We start from the raw sequence: 20,335 nt of genomic DNA, 5'->3' as shown, positions 1-20,335 counted from the left end.
GGATAGAGTCGGTCGGGTGGCATTGGTCCAGTCAGTTCTCGAGCGGGTGCCCGAGCCGTATCGGTCCCAGCTGATCCTGCATTCGGAGAAGCTGAAGTTCGCGACGGTCGGCGCGATCACCTGGTTCATCGACACCGGGGTCGTGTACGCGACCAAATTGACGGTGTTGGGTGACAAGCCCTTGACGGCGCGGTTGCTCGGCGTCCTGATCGCGACCATCGCGTCCTACGTCCTCAATCGCGAATGGTCCTTCCGCAGCAGGGGCGGCAGGCAGCGGCACCACGAGGCGGCGCTGTTCTTCGCGATCAGCGCGCTCGGGATCGGCGTGACGCTGCTGCCGCAGGCGGTCTCGCTGTACCTGTTCAACATTCGCGTTCCGCACGTGGGCCCGGTGACCCAGGCCGTCGCGAACTTCATCACCGGGCAGATCCTCGGCGTGCTGCTGGCGATGGTGTTCCGGTTCTGGGCCTTCCGCCGCTACGTCTTCCCCGACGACCTGCGCGAGGCCGAACTGCACAGCATCCAGGGCTGATCCGCGCGGGTCAGCGACTGGTGCGGTGGGCGTAGGTGAGCGCGGTGGCCACCAGGTCCAGGAACGCGTCGACTTCGTCGCGCTGGTAGCCGCGGGTGCCGAGACGACAGTCGGTGAACCGCACGGCCTGCACGTCGGCGACGGTGAGACTGCCCGGCCCGTCGTGGGCCAGGGTGGCGGCGACGAGGTCGAGGAACGCGTCGACCTCCTCCTCGTTGTAGCCGCGTCGCCCCACGGGCGCCCGGCTGAACTGCACCCGGTGCACGTCCTCGGGGGTCAGCAGATCGGTGGCGGGTGAGCCGATGCTCGGGGCGGGCACGGGGCGGATGCCGCGTTGGCGCAGTTCGAGTTCGACGCGGACCCGGTCGAGGAATTCGTCGACCTGGTCCTCCTGGTAGCCCCGCGCGCCGAAGCGCGGGGTGTCGAAGCGGACCCGGCGCAGATCGTCGGCGGTGAGTGTGCCCTCGCCCGCCAAGGTGCGGGCGAGTTGTTCGAGGAATTCGTCCACCTGGGCGGCGTCGTAGCCCCACTGGCCGACCTGCGGCATGGCGAAGTGGATGCCGCGCACGCTCTCCGGGGTCAGCACGGGCGGGGTGGGGTCGGCGGCGGCGTCCGGCGCGGTACGGCCGCTCCTGTTGCGTATGGCCCGGACTCTCGCGAACACGTCGCCCCCCATGGGAACCGATCAGCTGTGACCCTCACACTGTAGCTGTCGCGGGCGCGTGGCTCAGTCGTTGCGAACACCATCGATGAGCAGCCTCCGGATCGCTTCGGTCAACGCTCGGATACCGGACTCGTCGGGGTCGCGCAGGCCGTGCACAACCCCCGCCAACAGCATGCCCGTCACCGCGCGCGCGGTGTTGCGCGTGTCGAGATCGGCGCGCAGATAACCGAGTTCGACGCCGTGTTCGAGGTAGGCGGCGGTGAGCGAGTCGGCGGTGTCGAGCAGGCCGTAGAGGCGCGCGGTGAGTTCGTCGTCGATGCCGGTGGCGTGGAACAGCAGCAACTGCGGGACGCGCCGGTCCTCGAGCAGGATGCGGGTCAGCGCGTCGCCGATCCGGTCGGTCTGCTCCCGGTATTCCTCGAGGGTCCGGGCCGCGTCGGGGGAGTTCTCGGTGCCGAGCGCGGTGACGATGCGTTCGGCCAGTTCGTCGATGACGTGGTCGATGATGTCGCGTTTGTTGCTGAAGTACCGGTAGAAGGTGCCGTGGCCGATGCCGAGTTCGGCGGCGATGTCGGCGATGCCGGTGGCGTGGTAGCCCTTCTCGGCGAAGCACACGAAGGCGGTGTCGATGATGTCGCGGCGCATCTCGGCCTTGCGTCGCTCGGCCCGCGCGCCCGTGCGTGGCGTCCGCGTGGATGACTCCGTCACCAGCACGATGATACAGTCGTCATCAACGGAATGATGTGTCATTCTGTGATAGGCGATTCACAATCTGGAGGTTCGGCGTGGCACCTCGATACGACGCGGTCGTGGTCGGTGCGGGTTTCGGCGGGATGGGCGCGGCCATCGAGCTCGACCGTCTCGGCTTGGGAAATTTCGTGATCCTCGAACGCGAGGACGATCTGGGCGGCACCTGGCACGTGAACCGGTATCCCGGTCTCGCGGTGGACATCGCCTCGGTCACCTACTCCTATTCCTTCGCGCCGAACCCGTACTGGAGCAGGCTGTTCGCGCCAGGGGCCGAACTGAAGAGGTACGCCGAGCACATCGCCGACACCTACGGGTTGCGCCGCCGGATGCGTTTCGGCGTCACCGTCGACGGGGCCCGCTGGGACGAGGTCGAGCAGCAGTGGGAAGTGGCAGTCGCCGGCGGCGAAACCCTGACCGCCCGGTATCTGCTCACCGCCACCGGCTTCCTCTCCCAGCCCTACACCCCGCCCTTCCCCGGTATGGACAGCTTCGCCGGCGAGATCGTGCACACCACCGCCTGGCCCGCCGACTTCGACCTGAAGGGGCGTAGGGCCGCCATCATCGGCACCGGCGCGACCGCGGTCCAACTGGTGCCCGAGGCCGCGCGCGAGGTCGAGCGGCTGACCGTCTTCCAGCGCACGCCGATCTGGGTGGTGCCCAAGGTCGACACCCCCATCCCCGACGCGGTGCAGCGCCTGTTCGCCCGGGTGCCCGCCACCCAGAAGGCCGCGCGCCTGGTCAACACCAGCCTGCTGGAGGCGCTGATGGTGGTCGGCGTGCTGCATTTCCGCCAGGCCGCCCCGCTGAACCGGGCGGCGGGCCTGCTGGCCAAGGCGCACCTGCGGGTCCAGGTGCGCGACAAGCAGGTCCGCGAACAGCTCACCCCGCACTACGACTTCGGCTGCAAGCGGCCCACCTTCTCCAACCACTACTTCCGCAGCTTCAACCGGCCCAACGTGCACCTCGAGACCGGGTCGATCGAGCGCGTGGTCCCCGAGGGCATCGTCACCGCCGACGGGCGGGTGACCGAGATCGACACCCTCATCCTGGCCACCGGCTTCAACCTGTGGGACGTCAACTTCCCGGCCGTGCGGATCATCGGCCGCGAGGGACGCGATCTCGGCCGGTGGTGGCGCGAGCACCGCTTCCAGGCCTACGAGGGCATCACCGTGCCGAAATTCCCCAACTTCGTCAGTCTCAACAGCCCCTACTCCTACAGCGGGCTGTCCTACTTCACCACCATCGAGGCGCAGATGAAGCACATGGGCAGGCTGTTCGGGGAGATGCTGCGTCGCGGCGAGCGCACCTTCGAGGTCACCGAAGCGGCCAACGACCGGTTCCTGGCCGAGGTGACCGAACGACTCGGCGATTCGGTGTTCTACGGTGGCGACTGCGCGACCTCGCGCAGCTACTACTTCAACCCGCACGGCGAGGCGGCGCTGCTGCGTCCCAACAGCACCGTCAGCACCCATCGGCACGCGGTGAGCTTCCCGCTCGAGGACTACGACTTCGGCGAACGCGAACCGGCGCGCGAGCGCTCGGCCTGAGTCCCGACGCGTCCGCACCGGCCCGGCCTGTTCGAGGGGTGCCCGGCCGGCGCGGGCGCGACCAGCGCGGGCCGGGGGTGTGCGGGTGTGGCGCGCAGGACGCGAACTGGCAGACTGTGGGAGTACCCGCCCATCCCACCCACCAACACTAGGGACTGACTTCGACGATGGAACTCCTGTTTCCGCTGCTGCTGGTAGCCCTGTTCGTGCCGATGTTCCTCGGCGTCCGCCGTCAGAAGCGGGAGTCCGAGAAGGTCGCCGCGATGCAGGAGGGCTTGAAGATCGGCGACGCGGTGACCACCACGTCGGGGCTGTACGGCACCGTGGTCGATCTCGACGAGGACACCGTCGACCTGGAGATCGCGGAGGACGTCGTCACCACCTGGCTGCGCAAATCCATCCTGACGGTGCGCACCGAGGAGACCGAGGCCGACGAGTCCGCCGAGACCGCCGCCGAGGAGCCCGCGCTCGGCGCGGCCGAACCCGTCGACGCCGCCGAGCGGGCGAGCGAGACCGACGCGCCGTCCCAGACCCGGCTGACCAAGGACTGACCCCGACACCGCCGCCCGCGACGCCCCGTCCCGGGCGGCGCGGTCCGATCGGGACCCCCGCGCGCGCCGTCCGGTGACCGGACGTATTCTCGCGCCCGCGGGCGCGCCTCTCGGGCGAGCACGCGCGCCCGTCAGTTCCACCCTCGACTTCCCGCCTAGGAGATACGTACTGTGCCACCTTCCCAGGGATCGGCGCATCCGTTCCGGTTGCTCGGTGTCTACGCCGCGCTGCTGGCCGTGATCTATGCGCTGGTGTTCTTCACCGGTGACAACTCCCCGACACCCAAGCTCGGTATCGACCTACAGGGTGGAACCCGGGTCACGCTGACCGCGCGCACCCCCGACGGCAGCAAGCCCTCCCAGGACAGTCTGCGCAAGGCCCAGGACATCATCGAGAGCCGTGTCAACGGTCTCGGCGTCTCCGGTTCCGAGGTCCTGATCGACGGCGACAACTTGGTGATCACCGTGCCGGGCGACGACAGTCAGCAGGCCCGGTCGCTGGCGACCACCGCCAAGCTCTACATCCGCCCGGTGCTCGGTGCGCAGCAGGCCCCCAACGGCAAGATCGCGGGCGGCGCCACGCAGCAGACACCGACCGCGCCGGCGGTACCTCCGGCCACCGATGCCCCCGCGCCCGTGCCCGGCGCCGAACCCGCTCCCGCCCCCGCGGGCGAGCCGGTTCCGGCCCCCGCGCCCGAACCGGTCCCCGCCCCGGCGCCCGCGCCCGCCGTCGAGCCCGCCCCGGCGGCGCCCGCCGCGGAACCCGCGCCCGCGGTCGAACCGGCTCCCGCCCCCCAGCCGCGCGTGTTCCCGGCCCAGGCCCCGGTCACCCCGGACGGCGACCTGACCCCGCAGGAGCAGGCGCAGAAGGAGATCGCCGACGCCAAGGCCACCCGGCAGAGCACCGACCCGGCCGTGCAGCAGAAGGCCATGACCGACCTGGACTGCACCAAGCCGGACCCGCTCGCGGGCAACGACGACCCGACGCTGCCGCTGGTCACCTGCTCGATCGCGAATTCGCAGAACCCCGAGATCTACCTGCTCGGCCCCAGCCGCATCGACGGCCAGGAGATCGCCGATGCCACCGCGGGACTGAACTCCCAGCAGGCGCGCCACGAGGTCAACCTGGAGTTCAAATCCGGCGGCAGCGACCAGTGGGCCGCGCTGACCGGTGAGATGGTCAACAAGCGGGTCGCGTTCGTGCTCGACTCCCGCGTGGTGTCCGCGCCCGTGGTCCAGCAGGGCCCGCAGCAGGGCGGCCGCACCACCATCTCCGGCAACTTCACCGCCGCCAGCTCCAAGGAACTGGCCAACACGCTGAAGTACGGCTCCCTGCCGCTGTCGTTCCAGACCTCGGAGGCCGAGACGGTCTCGGCGACCCTGGGTCTGTCCTCGCTGCGCGCCGGTCTGCTGGCGGGTGCGATCGGTCTGATCGTGGTGCTGCTCTACTGCCTGGCCTATTACCGCATGCTCGGTTTCCTGGCCGGGTTCTCGCTGATCGCGGCGGGTTTCGCGGTCTACGGCATCATCGTGCTGCTCGGCCGCTGGATCGGGTTCACCCTCGACCTCGCGGGCATCGCCGGTCTGATCATCGGCATCGGTCTGACCGCCGACTCGTTCGTGGTGTTCTTCGAGCGCATCAAGGACGAGATGCGCGAAGGCCGCAGCTTCCGTTCGGCGGTGCCGCGCGGCTGGGCCCGCGCGCAGCGCACCAACCTCTCCGGCAAGACCGTCAGCCTGATCGCCTCGGTGGTGCTCTACATCCTGGCCGCGGGCCAGGTGAAGGGCTTCGCGTTCACCCTCGGCATCACCACCGTGCTCGACGTCATCGTGCTCTACCTGGTCACCGCGCCGTTGATGATGCTGGCCTCACGCTCGCCGTGGTGGTCCAAGCCCTCGGTCAACGGACTCGGCGTGATGCAACAGATAGCCCGGGAACGCGGCGCGGGCGGCGTTCCGGTGAAGGAGACTTCCCGATGAGCACTCCCACCATGGAACGGTTCGAGGACGAGCCGGAGCGCGCGAGCGCGCCGCGGCACAGCATCTTCGAGCGTCTCTACACCGGCACCGGCGGCTTCGAGATCGTCGGCAAGCGCCGGTTCTACTACGCCCTGACCGCCGCTTTCCTGGTGATCTCGCTGCTGAGCATCGCCGTGCGCGGGTTCACCCTCGGCATCGATTTCGCCGGCGGCTCGCGCATCCAACTGCCCGCCGACGGCATCAGCACCGAACAGGTCGAGGACGTCTACTCCGACACCTTCGGCCACGACCCGGTCTCGGTGCAGAAGGTCGGCTCGGGCGACAGCGCCACCATCCAGATCCGCTCGGACACCCTGGACCTCGACCAGACCACGCAGTTGCAGAACGCGCTGTTCGACGAGTTCCAGCCGAAGGATTCCAGCGGGCAGGTCAGCCGCAACGCGATCAGCATCGCCGAGATCAGCGAGACCTGGGGCGGGCAGATCACCCGGCAGGCGTTGATCGCGCTGCTGGTGTTCGTCGCGTTGACGATGATCTACATCGCGATCCGCTTCGAACGCGACATGTCGATCGCGGCGATCACCTCGCTGTTCTTCAACCTGATCGTCACGGCAGGCGTGTATTCACTGGTCGGGTTCGAGGTGACGCCCGCGGCGGTGATCGGCCTGCTCACCATCCTCGGTTACGTGCTCTACGACAACGTCGTGGTGTTCGACAAGGTCGAGGAGAACACCAGGGGCGTGCTGCACTTGACCAGACGCACCTACGCCGAACAGGCGAACCTGGCCGCCAACCAGACGTTGATGCGCTCGATCAACACCACCGTCATCGGCATCCTGCCGATCATCGGCATGTTGGTGATCGCGGTGTGGCTGCTGGGCGTCGGCACGCTCAAGGACCTCGCGCTGGTCCAGTTGGTCGGCATGGTCGTGGGCGCGTACTCCTCGATCTTCTTCGCCGTGCCGGTGCTGGTCTCGATCAAGGAGCGCTTCGGCCCGGTGGCCGCGCACACCAAGAAGGTGCTGGCGCGCCGATCGGGCGCGGCCTCGGAGCGCGCCCGCGCGGAGGCCGAACGCCGGGTGATCGCCGCGACCGGACGTAAGCTCCCCGAGGACGCGCCCGCCGAGCGTCGTCCCTCGCAGGCCACCGGCCCCCGTGCCGGCGCGCGCCCCAGCGGGAAGCGGCACAAGCACCGGCACTGAGCACGACGAACACTGACCCGCGGTGAGCATCCGTACGCAACGGTAGGGAGTTTCGTTCCATGCGAGCACGTCCCGGCGCGGTGGCGCGCCTGATCGCGGCGGGCGCCGCCGCAGCCCTGGCAGGCGGACTGACGGCCGGGTGTTCGGGGGAGAACCAGGTGCCCTCGATCGGTTACGCGGTCGACGTGGCCCTGAGCACCTACAACGGCGGGACGGCGCTCGGGGCCGCGGGCGGGTCGTCCGCGGTGTTCGGCCGGGTGCTCACCGGGTTCTTCTACACCGGTCCCGAAGGCCAGCAGGTCGCCGACACCGACGCGGGCACCGCCAAGGAGGTGCCGGGCGAATCGCAGACCATCCAGTACCGGCTCAACCCGGACGGGGTGTACTCCGACGGCGTCCCCACCTCGTGCGACGATCTGGTGCTCACCTGGGCCGCGCGCAGCGGTCGGTTCACCAAACCGGGTGACCGCGGCCAGGTGCCCGCGTTCGATTCGGCGACCACCGCCGGGTACGACGCGATCGAGCGGGTGGACTGCCAGCCGGGGTCCAAGGACGCGACCGTGGTGTTCCGCCCGGAACGGCGCTACCTGCCGTGGCAGACGTTGTTCGCCGCGGGCGAGTTGATGCCCGCGCACGTGGCGGCCCAGGTGGCCGGTATCCCGAACGTGGTGTCGGCGGTGCAGAGCGCCGATCCGGTCGCCATCGGCAAGCTGGCCGATTTCTGGAACACCGGGTGGAATCTCGGTCAGGGCGATCTGGATCTGTCGCGGTTCCCGTCCTCCGGGCCCTACCGCGTGGAGTCCTACGATCCGAAGGACGGCCTGGTTCTGGTCGCCAACGAACGCTGGTGGGGCAACAAGCCCGCGACCGGGCGGATCGTGGTGTTCGGCCGGTCGGCGGATCTGAAGTCGAAGGTCGGCGACAACGCGGTCAGCGTGTTGGACATCGGCGCGAAGTCGGTGCCCGACCTGGATCTGGGCGGTTTCGCGGTGGAGACGGTCCCCGGCCGCGGCGCCGAGCAGTTGGTGCTCGCCACCGGCGGGGTGTTCGGGTCGGTGCAGGCCCGCCGCGGGTTCGCGCTGTGCGTCCCGCGTCAGCAGTTGTTCGACCAGTTCGGCCGGGTCGAGAAGGCCCCCACCGCCGGACTCGGTGCCGCGCCGCTCAATTCCCGCACCGTGCAGCAGGATTCGCTGTACTACGGCGCGGTCACGGGCGCGGCGGAGAAATACGCCAAGACCGACATCCAGGGGGCGACCGGTTCCTTCGCGGGGGCCGGCGTGCCCAATCCCACCATCCGCATCGGCTACGCCGCTCCCGACGACCGTCGCGCCCGCACCGTCGCGGCGATCGCCGAATCCTGCAAGGCCGCCGGTGTGTCGGTGATCGACGCGGGCGCACCGGATTTCACCCCCGCCCAGCTCGCCGAGGGCAAGGTCGACGCGGTGCTCGCGGGCACCGGCGCGGCCTCGGGCCCGTCGGGTTCACTGAGCGGAACCGCCGCCACCGGCGCGTTGCGCGCGGGTAGCGGACTCGATTTCGGGCGATTCGCCAACGGCCGTTACGATGCGATCACCGATCAGCTTGCGGCCGATGACAACTCGGCCGTCCAGTTGAGCCTGCTCACCGAGAGCGAGAACCTGCTGTGGTCGGAGATGCCGAGCATCCCGCTGTTCGCGAACCCGAGGACCATCGGTTTCGCCAACGGTTTGCAGAACGGCATCGCCGGTCCCGACCAGGCCGGAACGGGCTGGAACATGGATCGCTGGGTGCTGAAGCGGTGACAGGTGTGTGTGGGTGAGTGACAATGAGAGGTGTCGATGAGCAAGCACGCGGCGGTCGAATCCGACCACGCATTCGCCGAGCGGACCGAGCGGGCCGCCGGGCAGGTCGAGCGGCTGACCAGGTGGCGTGACGATTTCCCCACTCCCGGTGTGCGTTTCGCGGATCTCACCCCGGTGTTCGCCGATCCCGAGGGTTTCCGCGCGGTGATCGACTGCCTGGCGGCGTGCGCCCCCGACGCGGATCTGGTCGCGGGGGTGGACGCGCGCGGGTTCCTGCTCGGCGCGGGTGTCGCCGCCACCCTGGGGACGGGGGTCCTCGCGGTGCGCAAGGCGGGCAAACTGCCGCCGCCGGTGCTCGCGCGCGAATACACCCTCGAATACGGCACCGCGGGCCTGGAGATCCCGGCCGACGGCGTCGAGTTGGCGGGTAAGCGGGTGCTGCTGCTCGACGACGTACTCGCCACCGGCGGGACGCTCGCGGCGGCGGGGGAGCTGTTCACCCAGGCGGGGGCCGAGATCGTCTCCGCCGCCGTGGTTCTGGAGTTGTCCTTCCTGGAGGGCCGGGCCCGACAGGGCGACTATCCGGTGACCTCGATCATCCGGGTGTAGTCCACCCGCGCGACAGGTCGGTGCGCGTGTGACCGATATTTCACTGGCGCACCCGACAGCGTTGTTCTACTCTGGTCGAGTCTTGTTCCCGTTGATCGGAGTCATGCCGTTGCTCTCATGAGGTAGCGCTTCCGGGCGGCCCGCAGTTCGCGCGCCGCGATCCCGTCGCAACCTCTGGGGTTCCCATGACCTTTCTGTCTTTTTCCGATCTCACTTTCTCCTGGCCCGATGGCACACCCGTCTTCGACGGGCTCGGCGCCGTACTCGGCGCGGGGCACATCGGCCTGGTCGGTGGCAACGGCGCGGGAAAGTCCACCTTGCTACGGCTGATCGCGGGCGAACTCACGCCCGTGCGCGGCTCGGTCACCGTCTCGGGGCGGCTGGGCTATCTGCGGCAGGATCTCGGTCTGGCTCCGGGGCAGCGCGTCGACGCGGTCCTGGGCATCGCCGAGATCCGCGCGGCGCTGCACCGCGTCGAATCCGGCGTCGCCGAGGAGCGCGATTTCGAGGTCGTCGGCACTTCGTGGGACGTCGAGGAGCGCGCGATCGCGCTGCTGGGGCGGTTGGGCCTGCACTATCTGGCCGATTTGCCAGCCCAGCTGGATCGCACCCTGGACACCTTGTCCGGCGGCGAGACGGTGCTGCTCGGGTTGGTGGCGCAGTTGCTCGCCGAACCGGAGGTGCTGCTGCTGGACGAGCCGACCAACAACCTCGACGGTCACGCCCGCCGCCGCCTCTACGAGGTCGTCGCGCAGTTCGGCGGCGCGGTTCTGACGGTCAGCCACGACCGCGACCTACTCGAGCGCATGGACACCATCGCCGAGTTGCGGCACGGCGAATTGCGGTTGTTCGGCGGCAATTTCAGCGCCTACGAGCAGATCGTGGCCGCCGAACAGGAGGCGGCGCTGTCCGCGGTGCGCGACGCGCGCGGCGATGTCCGCCGACAGGCCAGGGAACTGGTGGAGACCAGGGTCAAACTCGATCGCCGTCTGCGCTACGGGCGCAAGATGCAGGAGAACAAGCGCGAGCCGAAGATCGTGATGGGGGCGCGCAAGCGGGCCGCCGAGGTCTCGGCGGGCAAATTGCGCAACCAGCACATCGACAAGCTCGACACCGCGCGTGAGCAGTTGGCCCAGGCCGAGGAGTTGGTGCGCGACGATCGGGAGATCCGTGTCGAACTGCCCGATACCCGCCTGTATCCGGGGCAGGACGTCCTGGATCTCGAGGCGGTGGAGTTGGCCTGCGGGCCGACGGTGAGCTTGCGGATCAGCGGTCCGGAGCGGATCGCGTTGACCGGACGCAACGGCGTCGGCAAGACGACGCTGCTGCGGCGGATCGCCGAGACGCCGCCGAAGGTGCCGTGGCGGATGCTCGCCCAGCGCCTGGACGTCTTCGACGAGCAGCGCTCGGTGTTCGAGAATGTCGCGGCGGCCGCGCCGCACGCCTCGGCCGAGCGGATCCGCGGCCAGTTGGCGCGGTTCCTGTTCCGTGGCGCGGCGGCCGATGTGTCGGCCGGTGCGCTCTCGGGCGGGGAGCGGTTGCGCGCGGCGCTGGCGATGCTGCTGTTGGCCGAACCCGCGCCGCGACTGCTGCTGTTGGACGAGCCGACCAACAATCTCGACCTGCCGAGTCTGGAGCATCTGACCCAGGCGCTGGCGGGGTTCGAGGGCGCGCTGATCGTGGTCAGCCACGATCCGCGCTTCCTCGACGAGATCGGGTTGACCCGGCGGCTGGAACTGACCGAGGACGGCTTGGTCGAGGACGGTCGCGACGCCGCCGAGGACGCGCCGGTGGACTAGCCGCTCAGAACTCGCGGACGGGCAGGGCGAGGGTGTCGAAGGCGGCCTCGAGGAATTCGTCGGGCAGTCCGGTGCCGTCCCAGGTCCACTCCGGCGGGCTGACGGCTTCGGCGACCTCCTCGACCGCCCAGCCTGCCCGGTCGGGTTCTTCCATCGGGATGCGCAGGGCGATCACCGCCCAGGTGGTCAGTTCGTCGATGCCGAGGTACTGCCACCATTCGGCGTCGCTCCAGCCGAGGCGTTCGGTGGCGTGTTCGGTCCACGCCGCCCGGTAGAGCAGGGTGAGCGCGGTGCGCGGATCGGCGTCGGCGGCGGCCACGGCCGCGCGCACCGTGCGGACCAGGCGCAGTTCCTGCGAGCGCGGGTGGCGGGCGAAGAAGCCGAGATTGTCGCGCAGGGTGGCGCGAAAGGCCCTGCCCCGGCCGAGGTTCCAGCGTTCGGGTGGCGCCCAGAGCCTGCCGGGTCCGTCGCCGAGTCCCGCGGCGTGGGCGCGGCCCGGGATGTCGCCGAGCACCGCGTCGCGCCAGCCGAGACCGTAGGCGGTCTGCGCGGCGACGATCGCGTGCACCTGGTCGTCGGTGGCCGCGCCGTCGAGCAGGTCGTCGTCGCACCCGCCCCAGAGCAGGGCCAGCGCGGCCAGGACGGCCTGTCGGCATTGGGCATCGAGCTCACGTCGGGGAATGTCGGTCCACGGCAGCAGCGCCAGGTAGGTCCGGTCCCACAGTTCTCGCACCGCTGAATTGTTCACCACCACTTAGCTGATCCGCCAATCGTCCGCGCGCGGCGCGGGGCGCGCCCTTGACCCACTTGTTTTGGTTTACTACACTAAAACTCGAACCGAGGAGGACGGACATGGGTTACGGACGCTGGGACGACACCGCCTACCGGGCCGCGCGGACCTACCGCAGGAGCCGGGGCATCGAGGATTTCGGCTACACCGCGAGCATGCGCGAACGGCCGCACGCGCAATGGACCGCGCATCCCACGCTGGACCCGCTCGGGGTGCGGCGCGAATGCCGGGACTCGGCCGAACACGGCGCCGCGCTGCCGGTGGCGGTGCTCTTCGACGTCACCGGGTCGATGGGGCAGGTGCCGATGATCATGCAGACCAAACTCGGTCGCCTGCACGGGTTGCTGCGCGCCAAGGGATATGCCGAGGATCCGCAGATCCTGTTCGGCGCGATCGGCGACGCCGACACCGACCGCGTCCCGTTGCAGATCGGCCAGTTCGAATCCGACAACCGCATGGACGAACAGTTGCGAAACATTCTGCTCGAGGGCGGTGGTGGCGGACAGAAATCCGAGAGCTACGAATTGGCCGCCTATTTCATGGCGACCCACGTCGACACCGACCAGTGGGACAAGCGCCGCGAACGCGGGTACCTGTTCCTGATCGGCGACGAACTGAACAAACCGCGACTGGCCTCGCGGCACATCCGCGCCGTGATCGGCGACCATGTGCGCAGCGATGTCGACCCCGCCTCGATCTACCGGGAACTCGCGCAGCGCTGGCACGTCCACTACATCCTGCCGAATCAGTCGAGCTACTACGACGATCCGGAGATCGCGGCGCACTGGGGCGGACTGCTCGGTCAGAACTTCCTGAAACTCGACGATCCGGCCGCGGTCTGCGAACTCATCGCGCTCACCATCGGACTCGGCGAGGACCGGGTCGATCTGGCGACCGGGTTGGCGGATCTGCGCGACATCGGGTCGGCCGGCGAAGCCGAGGCGGTGGCCAAGGCGCTGGACAGGCCGCGGGCGCTGCCCGGCGGGGCGGCGTGAGCCCCCTGCTCGACGGCCACGTCATCGTGGTGGACCTGGGCTTCGGCGACGCGGGCAAAGGGGCCACCGTGGACTGGCTGTGCGCGGCCGAGTCCGCCGTCCCGGTGTCGGCGGTGGTGCGGTTCAACGGCGGGGCCCAGGCCGCGCACACCGTGCGGGCCGAGGGCAGGCGACACACGTTCGCGCAGTTCGGGTCCGGTACCTTCGTGGGGGTGCCGACCCTGCTGTCGCGGCACATGCTCGTCGAGCCGATCGCGTTGGCCGCCGAGGCCGAGGAACTGGCCGCGCTGGGGATCGCCGATCCGTTCGGCCTGCTGCGCGTGGATGCCCGCGCGCTGCTGACCACGCCGATCCACATCGCCGCCAACCGGGCGCGCGAAGCTGCCAGGGGCCTAGCTCGGCACGGGTCCTGTGGCCGCGGCATCGGTGAAACAGCCCGCTACGCACTGGAACACGACGCGCCGCGGGTCGCGGACTGCCTGCGGCCCGCGGTGCTGACGCGCAAACTCACCCATCTCGCCGCGCACTACGCGCCGCTGCTGAGCGGGAGCGCCCACGGGTACGAACCGATCGCCGACCTGGTCGCGATGTATCGCGAATTCGCCGCGTCGGTCGCCGTGGTCGGCCCCGGATACGCGGCCGACGCGGCGGATCGCGGCAGGTTGGTCTTCGAAGGGGCCCAAGGCGTGCTGCTGGACGAGTGGCGCGGCTTCCATCCACACACCACCTGGTCCACCGTCGAACCGCGGCGCGCGCGGGAACTGTTGAGCGAGTTCGGCGCTCGTGCCTACACCCTCGGCGTCACCCGCGTCTACGCCACCCGGCACGGCGCCGGCCCGTTCCCGACCGAGGACCCCGCGCTGGACATCCCGGAACCCGACAACGGCGACGGCCCGTATCAGGGCGCGTTCCGGATCGGCCACGCCGACCCGATCCTGCTGCGCTACGCCTTGGCGGTCAGCGGCGGCGTGGACGGGCTCGCCCTGAACCACGTGGACGCGCCCGCGACGGTGCGCGGCGCGACCGCCTACCGGACCGCCGCGGGCACGGTGCGCGACCTGCCGCAGGGGCGGTGGCGCGATCTCGCTCACCAACGGCGGCTGACCGACCTGCTCGCCGACGCCGAGCCCGTACTGGCCGACCTGCCCGCCGATCGCGCCGCCTGGTTCGCGGCCGAAACGGGCGTTCCGGTGGTGCTGACCGCCGACGGCCCCGACCGCGCGGACCGTCGCGCGCGAATTCCGGTGAATTCCTGACATTCGCGCGGAAAATTGCGGACGGTGTTTTTCGGATATCGCCCGGGGTAATATGAATTTCCCCATCCCGCACGTTGGACAGGCTGCCCCCGAAGGCCGTCACACCAGTTCGGCCACTGTTCGCAGCCCGATTCTCCACCGGCTGACGAAGGAATACCGCAGTGATATCCCGACATGTCCACAAAGACGATCTGGCGGCCCGATTGCGCGGTCCGGCGGAATCGGAACTCCGGATGCGCAGAGATCTGGCCTGGCTCAAGGAAGCGATGGCGACCCTGCTCGAAGAACGCGGACTCCCGCTGCCCGGCGACCCGCGCACCTGAATCCCGCGCCCGCGCGGTCCGCCCGGCCCCGGGCGGGGGAGCGCGTGCGCCGTCGCGCCGTCATACGGCAGGATCGATATCCGTGGAACAGTCCGTGGTCTCGGTCGACGTGGTGACGTTGCGGTACTGGCCCGACGATTCGGCGCTCACCGTCGGCGTCGCGCCGCGCGCGCACGAACCCTTCACCGGTGAACTGGCGCTGCCCGGCGTGCTCCTGGGCCGCGGCGAGCGGTTGGTGAGCGCCGCCCGTCGCGCGGTGCACACCAAGCTCGGCGTGCCCGAGGCGGCGATCGGCGCGGTCGGCCAGTTGGTCACCTTCGACGAACCCGCGCGCGACCCGCGCGGGCCGACGCTGTCGATCGCGATGTGGGCGGTCGTCGGCGAACACGACGGCGACCTCGCGCGCTGGGTCGGCTTCGACGAGGTGCCCGCCCTGGCCTTCGACCACAACCGCATCGTGGAGGCGGCCCGCGGTCACCTGGCCCGGCTGTTGTGGAAGGACGTGACCTTCACCCGCGCGTTGACCGGCGACGCTTTTCCCGCGACCCGCGCGGTCGAGTTGAGCGCCGCCCTGCACGGCGCGCGCCCGGACCCGGCCAACCTCAACCGCACCCTGGCGACCATCCCCGGACTCGCCCGCACGGCCGAACGCAGGCGCACCAAGGCCACCGGCAGGCCCGCCGCGGTGTGGGCCTTCGGCGACGAACCGGACGCGCTCACCTCCGCGGCGCGGACATGACGGCCCCACCACCCCGCTCGAGCGTTCGCACCTCCTCCGACATTCTCATGGCCGATCCGACCACCACCGTGCTCGACCTGGTCGGCCTGTCCGCCGAGCCTGCCCGCGACGGCCGTTCCTTCCGGCGCGGAGCCCCCGTTCGCCCCGCTCGCGGGCGCTGATCCGCCGCTCCCGCAACCGTGCGCCCGCGCACGTCGGTGGACGGGACTAAAGTTGTGGTCTGGGCGGTTGCGGCGTTCGACCAGGGTGGTGTGGACGCGGCGTGGAGAGGTGGTGGCATGACTCAGCATCTGGGCGAGGCGAACGTCGAGCAATCGGCGGATCAGGCCCCGCGGTCGAACGGCGACTCGGCGACCCCCGAGAACCCGCCCGCCCCGCGCCCCACCCCGAACAGCGTGCCGCCGCGACAGCCGGGCGCCTCGGCCGCCGTGCCCACCTCGGCCTCGCGCCGGGTGCGTGCCCGCCTGGCCCGCCGGATGACCGGCCAACGCGGGATCGCCGCGGTCAAGCCGGTGCTCGAGCCGCTGGCCTCGGTGCACCGCGAGCTGTACCCGAAGGCGAATCTCACCCTGCTGCAGCGGGCTTTCGACGTCGCCGACGAGCGCCACGCCCACCAGTTCCGCAAGTCCGGCGACCCGTACATCACCCATCCGCTCGCGGTGGCCAACATCCTGGCCGAACTCGGCATGGACACCACGACGCTGGTCGCGGCGCTGCTGCACGACACCGTCGAGGACACCGGCTACACCCTCGAGCAGTTGACGGCGGAATTCGGCCAGGAGGTCGCCCACCTCGTCGACGGCGTCACCAAACTCGACAAGGTCAACCTGGGCGCGGCCGCCGAGGCCGAGACCATCCGCAAGATGATCATCGCCATGGCCCGCGACCCGCGCGTACTGGTCATCAAGGTCGCCGACCGCCTGCACAACATGCGCACGATGCGCTTCCTGCCGCCGGAGAAGCAGGCCAAGAAGGCCAAGGAGACCCTCGAGGTCATCGCCCCGCTCGCGCACCGCCTGGGCATGGCGACGGTCAAATGGGAGCTCGAGGACCTCGCGTTCGCGATCCTGCACCCGAAGAAGTACGACGAGATCGTGCGCCTGGTCGCCGACCGCGCACCCTCGCGCGACACCTACTTGGCCAAGGTCCGCGCCGAGATCGTCAACACGCTGGCGGCCTCGCGGATCAACGCCATCGTCGAGGGACGGCCCAAGCACTACTGGTCGATCTATCAGAAGATGATCGTCAAGGGCAAGGATTTCGACGACATCCACGACCTGGTCGGCATCCGCATCCTGTGCGACGAGGTGCGCGACTGCTACGCCGCGGTCGGCGTGGTGCACTCGCTGTGGCAGCCGATGGCGGGCCGGTTCAAGGACTACATCGCCCAGCCGCGCTACGGGGTCTACCAGTCGCTGCACACCACGGTGGTCGGTCCCGACGGCAAACCGCTGGAGGTGCAGATCCGCACCCAGGACATGCACCGCACCGCGGAGTTCGGCATCGCCGCGCACTGGCGGTACAAGGAGACCAAGGGCAAGCACTCCACCGACAGCACCGAGGTCGACGACATGGCCTGGATGCGCCAGTTGCTCGACTGGCAGCGCGAGGCCGCCGACCCGGCCGAGTTCCTGGAGTCGCTGCGCTTCGACCTGAAATCGCCGGAGATCTTCGTGTTCACGCCCAAGGGCGATGTGATCACGTTGCCGCAGAAGTCGACTCCGGTCGACTTCGCCTACGCGGTGCACACCGAGGTCGGGCACAAGTGCATCGGCGCGCGGGTCAACGGACGGCTCGTCGCGCTGGAACGCCAACTCGAGAACGGCGAGGTCGTCGAGGTGTTCACCTCGAAGGCGCCCAACGCCGGGCCCAGCCGCGACTGGCAGAACTTCGTGGTCTCCCCGCGCGCCAAGGCCAAGATCCGGCAGTGGTTCGCCAAGGAGCGCCGCGAAGAGGCGCTGGAGAACGGCAAGGAGCAGATCTCCAAGGAGGTCCGCCGCGTCGGGTTGCCGTTGCAGCGGTTGATGAGCGTCGACGCCATGACGGCCGTCGCCCATGAACTGCACTACTCCGACATCTCCACCCTCTACACCGCCGTCGGCGAGCACCAGGTCTCGGCGCATCACGTCGTGCAGCGGCTGATGGCCCAACTCGGCGGGATCGGCGACGTCGAGAACGAATTGGCCGAGCGCTCCACGCCGTCGACCACGCCGGCGCGGCAGCGCACCCCGAGCGACGCGGGCGTGCTGATCCCGGGCGCGGAGGGCACGGTCGCCAAGTTGGCCAAATGCTGCACGCCGGTGCCGGGCGACGAGATCATGGGGTTCGTCACCCGCGGTGGTTCGGTCAGCGTGCACCGCACCGACTGCACCAACGCCGACTCGCTGCGCGAACAACCCGAGCGGATCATCGAGGTGGAGTGGGCGCCCTCGCCGTCCTCGCTGTTCCTGGTGGCCATCCAGATCGAGGCGCTGGACCGCACCCGCCTGCTCTCCGACGTCACCAAGGTGCTGGCCGACGAGAAGGTCAACATCCTCTCGGCCGCGGTCACCACGCACGGCGACCGCGTCGCGATCAGCAAGTTCACCTTCGAGATGGGCGATCCCAAGCATCTGGGCCATCTGCTCAATGTGGTGCGCAACGTCGAAGGCGTGTACGACGTCTACCGCGTGACCTCGGCGACCTGATATCCGGCGCTGCCGCCGCATCGACCACATCGCGCCGCGCGCGGTCGTGTCGTCGGTGCGGCGGTCTCGGCGGTCGCCGGTCCGCCTCGCGCGTCCGACCCGGCTCGCGCGCCCGGCTCGGTTGCGCGCTGCCCGAGCGGTTTCCGATCGTGGTCCCGGCGTGACCCGCGGCACCGCCTCGTCCGCGCGGCATGACCGGTCGTGTCGCGGGTGGTTGACACCGCCGCGCGCGATCTACACCGAAAAGTCCGAAAACTTGCCGAGCCTACACCGTTGACGCGCCGCTGGGCGAGTGGTGCGCCCCGGCGTTTCGCGAAAAGATTTCGCTGCGTCACCGGTCATAGCCGGAATCTGTTACCGTCTAGTGGGTTTCATGGCGTTGACGGTACCTTCGGCAACACGGGATTGATTGCGGATCGCTATGACAGATTACAGGGCGCGAATACCGGGAATGCTTGTCGCGGTCACCGTTGCCGCGACGGTCTCGTCGGCGATTCCCGCCTACGCCGATCCGGTGAAACCCGTTGGGCCGTCGACAGATCTGACCATCCGCACCTGTCCCGCGCTCTTCGCGCTCGGCGTGCAGGGCACGGGGGAGTCCTCGCCCGACGCCGCGCCCACCACCGACACCGGCATGCTGTCGACGGTGTTCCGGCCCATGCTGGCCGCCGCGCCGGAACCCGGTCTGGTCGACCGGGCCTACGTGCCCTACGAATCCGGGTTCGGCGGCATCGACGCGAAAAGCGTCACCCCGTACACCGACTCGGTCGCGGGCGGTCTGGTCCGCCTGCGCACGATGGCCAAGCAGGTCGCCGACCGTTGTGCCGACACGCGTTTCGCGGTCGTCGGCTACTCGCAGGGCGCGCACGTCGCCTCGCTGTTCGCCCAGGAGGTCGGCCGCGGTTCCGGGGTGATCCCGGCCGACCGGGTCGCCGCCGTGGCGTTGTTCGCCGACCCCACCCGCAATCCCGGCGCGCCGCTGTTCCCGGGCGCTCCGGGTCGCCGCGGCCCCGAACCGGCCCCCGGTACCGAGGGCGCGCGCGTCGCCGACATCACGGCGCTGGCGCTGAATCCGGCCGCGGGCGGCGGTATCGGCCCCGACCGCGATCGCGCGCGGAGCTACGCCGCCTTGACCGGTCGGGTCGCCAGTTTCTGCGCCGCGGGCGATCTCGCCTGCGACGCGCCCGAGGGCGCGCCGATCCTGCGCGCGGTGGCCAATGTCGCCGGGCAGGCCACGCTCAGCGGCGGCGATCCGGTCGCCTCGCTGGTCTCGATCTCGCAGGCGTTGGCCTACACCTCGATCAAGACCGCGACGGCGGTCGCGGGCCAGGACATCCGGGGCGATTCGCTGACCGAGTTGTCGCTCTCGCCGCACAAGTCGATCTCGCAGCGTCTGGCCGAGGCGTCCGACCCGAGGACCCCGGTGGACGCGGCGGCCGCGACGCGAGCGTTGCTGCGCGTCGGCATGATCGGCCTGACCGCCGTGAACGCGGTGGTGCGCACGGTGTTGAGTCCCGCCGCGCTCGCCGAACTGGCCGCGGCCGGCCTGGCGAATCCGGCCGAGGGACTGCGCCTGCTGGGAACGCGGTTGGCGAACGCGATCCCGCAACTGGTGCCGCCGACCACGGTGTCGCGCCTGGTGAACGAGGCGTACGAGGCGGTGGCGCGCGAAGTCACCGACAATCGGGAACTGCTCGACCTCACCACCTGGGTGCGCTACTGGGACACCGTGCGACGCCACGGGGCCTACAGCACCGCCGCGTTGGCCGAGGACGGCGACGCGCCGACCCGTTTCGTCGGGCACTGGTTCGCCGCCGCGGCGCGGGATCTGGCCCAGCGGCACGGCACAGGTGCCGCAGTACAGGGTAACAACCAGGGGCCCGGATTCTCCGGTGCCGGAACCGGCGCGTCGGCTACACCGAATTCCTCCGGTACGGGACAATTTCCGTTCGGGACAGGAGCCGATGGCGCCTCATCCGGCGGCGCGACCTCGATTCCGCCCACCGAGCGACCCGGTACCGCCGACAACACCCACCCGTTCGCCACGAACTGATCGCCGAGAGGTCCGACGATGCGACACCACGTGCCCTGCGCTGCGGGAATGGGGGAATGTTGAAGCCGTACAAAGAA

General features: G+C 69.8%; 17 protein-coding genes. 14 read left to right on the top strand and 3 right to left on the bottom strand.

Going from position 1 to position 20,335, the window contains the following annotated elements:
• Positions 1 to 16 precede the first annotated feature (16 nt).
• Entirely contained in the window at positions 17 to 532 is a 516-nt protein-coding gene (locus ON30_RS17415) for a GtrA family protein (protein ID WP_040708488.1), read from the top strand.
• 10 nt (positions 533 to 542) lie between these two features.
• Here ON30_RS17415 and ON30_RS17410 read toward each other — a convergent pair whose 3' ends face one another.
• Positions 543 to 1,196 carry a DivIVA domain-containing protein gene (locus ON30_RS17410; RefSeq protein WP_245554094.1) on the bottom strand — a complete coding sequence of 218 codons (654 nt, stop codon included), beginning with the start codon at positions 1,194 to 1,196 and terminating at the stop codon, positions 543 to 545.
• A 63-nt stretch (positions 1,197 to 1,259) separates the two neighbouring features.
• Complete coding sequence (locus tag ON30_RS17405; RefSeq protein ID WP_051029469.1) at positions 1,260 to 1,841, bottom strand: TetR/AcrR family transcriptional regulator; 582 nt, start codon at positions 1,839 to 1,841, stop codon at positions 1,260 to 1,262.
• A gap of 140 nt (positions 1,842 to 1,981) precedes the next feature.
• On the opposite strand from ON30_RS17405, the gene ON30_RS17400 reads away from it, so the two are divergent.
• The 7 genes from ON30_RS17400 to ON30_RS17370 all read left to right on the top strand — a co-directional run bounded on the left by ON30_RS17400 (position 1,982) and on the right by ON30_RS17370 (position 11,415).
• On the top strand, positions 1,982 to 3,493 hold the full coding sequence (locus tag ON30_RS17400; RefSeq protein ID WP_040708486.1) for a flavin-containing monooxygenase: 1,512 nt from the start codon (positions 1,982 to 1,984) through the stop codon (positions 3,491 to 3,493).
• 167 nt (positions 3,494 to 3,660) lie between these two features.
• The gene (yajC, locus tag ON30_RS17395; RefSeq protein ID WP_083911464.1) at positions 3,661 to 4,044 is read left to right on the top strand and encodes a preprotein translocase subunit YajC; all 384 of its coding nucleotides are present in this window, start codon (positions 3,661 to 3,663) and stop codon (positions 4,042 to 4,044) included.
• A gap of 171 nt (positions 4,045 to 4,215) precedes the next feature.
• The gene (secD, locus tag ON30_RS17390; protein WP_040708484.1) at positions 4,216 to 6,024 is read left to right on the top strand and encodes a protein translocase subunit SecD; all 1,809 of its coding nucleotides are present in this window, start codon (positions 4,216 to 4,218) and stop codon (positions 6,022 to 6,024) included.
• A complete protein-coding gene (secF, locus tag ON30_RS17385) occupies positions 6,021 to 7,226 on the top strand; it encodes a protein translocase subunit SecF (protein ID WP_051029467.1) in 1,206 nt (401 codons plus the stop codon). The genes secD and secF overlap by 4 nt, the downstream gene beginning before the upstream one ends.
• A 59-nt stretch (positions 7,227 to 7,285) precedes the next feature.
• Positions 7,286 to 9,007, top strand: coding sequence for an ABC transporter substrate-binding protein (locus tag ON30_RS17380; RefSeq protein WP_040708480.1), 1,722 nt, complete (start codon positions 7,286 to 7,288; stop codon positions 9,005 to 9,007).
• A 36-nt stretch (positions 9,008 to 9,043) separates the two neighbouring features.
• Complete coding sequence (locus ON30_RS17375) at positions 9,044 to 9,616, top strand: adenine phosphoribosyltransferase (protein ID WP_040708503.1); 573 nt, start codon at positions 9,044 to 9,046, stop codon at positions 9,614 to 9,616.
• Between the two features lie 185 nt (positions 9,617 to 9,801).
• Positions 9,802 to 11,415, top strand: a complete 1,614-nt coding sequence (locus ON30_RS17370) for an ABC-F family ATP-binding cassette domain-containing protein (RefSeq protein WP_051029466.1) — start codon at positions 9,802 to 9,804, stop codon at positions 11,413 to 11,415.
• 4 nt (positions 11,416 to 11,419) lie between these two features.
• Here ON30_RS17370 and ON30_RS17365 read toward each other — a convergent pair whose 3' ends face one another.
• Positions 11,420 to 12,148 (bottom strand): hypothetical protein, encoded by a 729-nt coding sequence (locus ON30_RS17365; protein ID WP_157183764.1) that lies wholly within the window; start codon positions 12,146 to 12,148, stop codon positions 11,420 to 11,422.
• 119 nt (positions 12,149 to 12,267) lie between these two features.
• Between ON30_RS17365 and ON30_RS40645 the strand changes: the two genes are divergently transcribed.
• From ON30_RS40645 to ON30_RS17340, 6 genes are all read left to right on the top strand, one after another.
• Complete coding sequence (locus ON30_RS40645; protein ID WP_040708476.1) at positions 12,268 to 13,200, top strand: hypothetical protein; 933 nt, start codon at positions 12,268 to 12,270, stop codon at positions 13,198 to 13,200.
• The gene (locus ON30_RS40640) at positions 13,197 to 14,456 is read left to right on the top strand and encodes an adenylosuccinate synthetase (RefSeq protein WP_040708475.1); all 1,260 of its coding nucleotides are present in this window, start codon (positions 13,197 to 13,199) and stop codon (positions 14,454 to 14,456) included. Before ON30_RS40645 ends, ON30_RS40640 begins: the two co-directional genes overlap by 4 nt.
• 161 nt (positions 14,457 to 14,617) lie before the next feature.
• On the top strand, positions 14,618 to 14,779 hold the full coding sequence (locus tag ON30_RS39235) for a hypothetical protein (protein WP_157183763.1): 162 nt from the start codon (positions 14,618 to 14,620) through the stop codon (positions 14,777 to 14,779).
• A gap of 82 nt (positions 14,780 to 14,861) precedes the next feature.
• Positions 14,862 to 15,518: an NUDIX hydrolase gene (locus tag ON30_RS17350; RefSeq protein ID WP_040708474.1), complete on the top strand. Its 657-nt coding sequence runs from the start codon at positions 14,862 to 14,864 to the stop codon at positions 15,516 to 15,518.
• 278 nt (positions 15,519 to 15,796) lie between these two features.
• A complete protein-coding gene (locus ON30_RS17345; RefSeq protein WP_040708472.1) occupies positions 15,797 to 18,205 on the top strand; it encodes a RelA/SpoT family protein in 2,409 nt (802 codons plus the stop codon).
• 421 nt (positions 18,206 to 18,626) lie between these two features.
• Complete coding sequence (locus tag ON30_RS17340) at positions 18,627 to 20,258, top strand: cutinase family protein (RefSeq protein ID WP_040708470.1); 1,632 nt, start codon at positions 18,627 to 18,629, stop codon at positions 20,256 to 20,258.
• Positions 20,259 to 20,335: the final 77 nt, after the last annotated feature.

It is taken from the genome of Nocardia takedensis NBRC 100417 (assembly GCF_000308695.1).
Classification (GTDB): domain Bacteria; phylum Actinomycetota; class Actinomycetes; order Mycobacteriales; family Mycobacteriaceae; genus Nocardia; species Nocardia takedensis.
The sequence above is the reverse complement of the archived record's forward strand: the minus strand, read 5'-3'. Positions and strand labels throughout refer to the sequence as shown.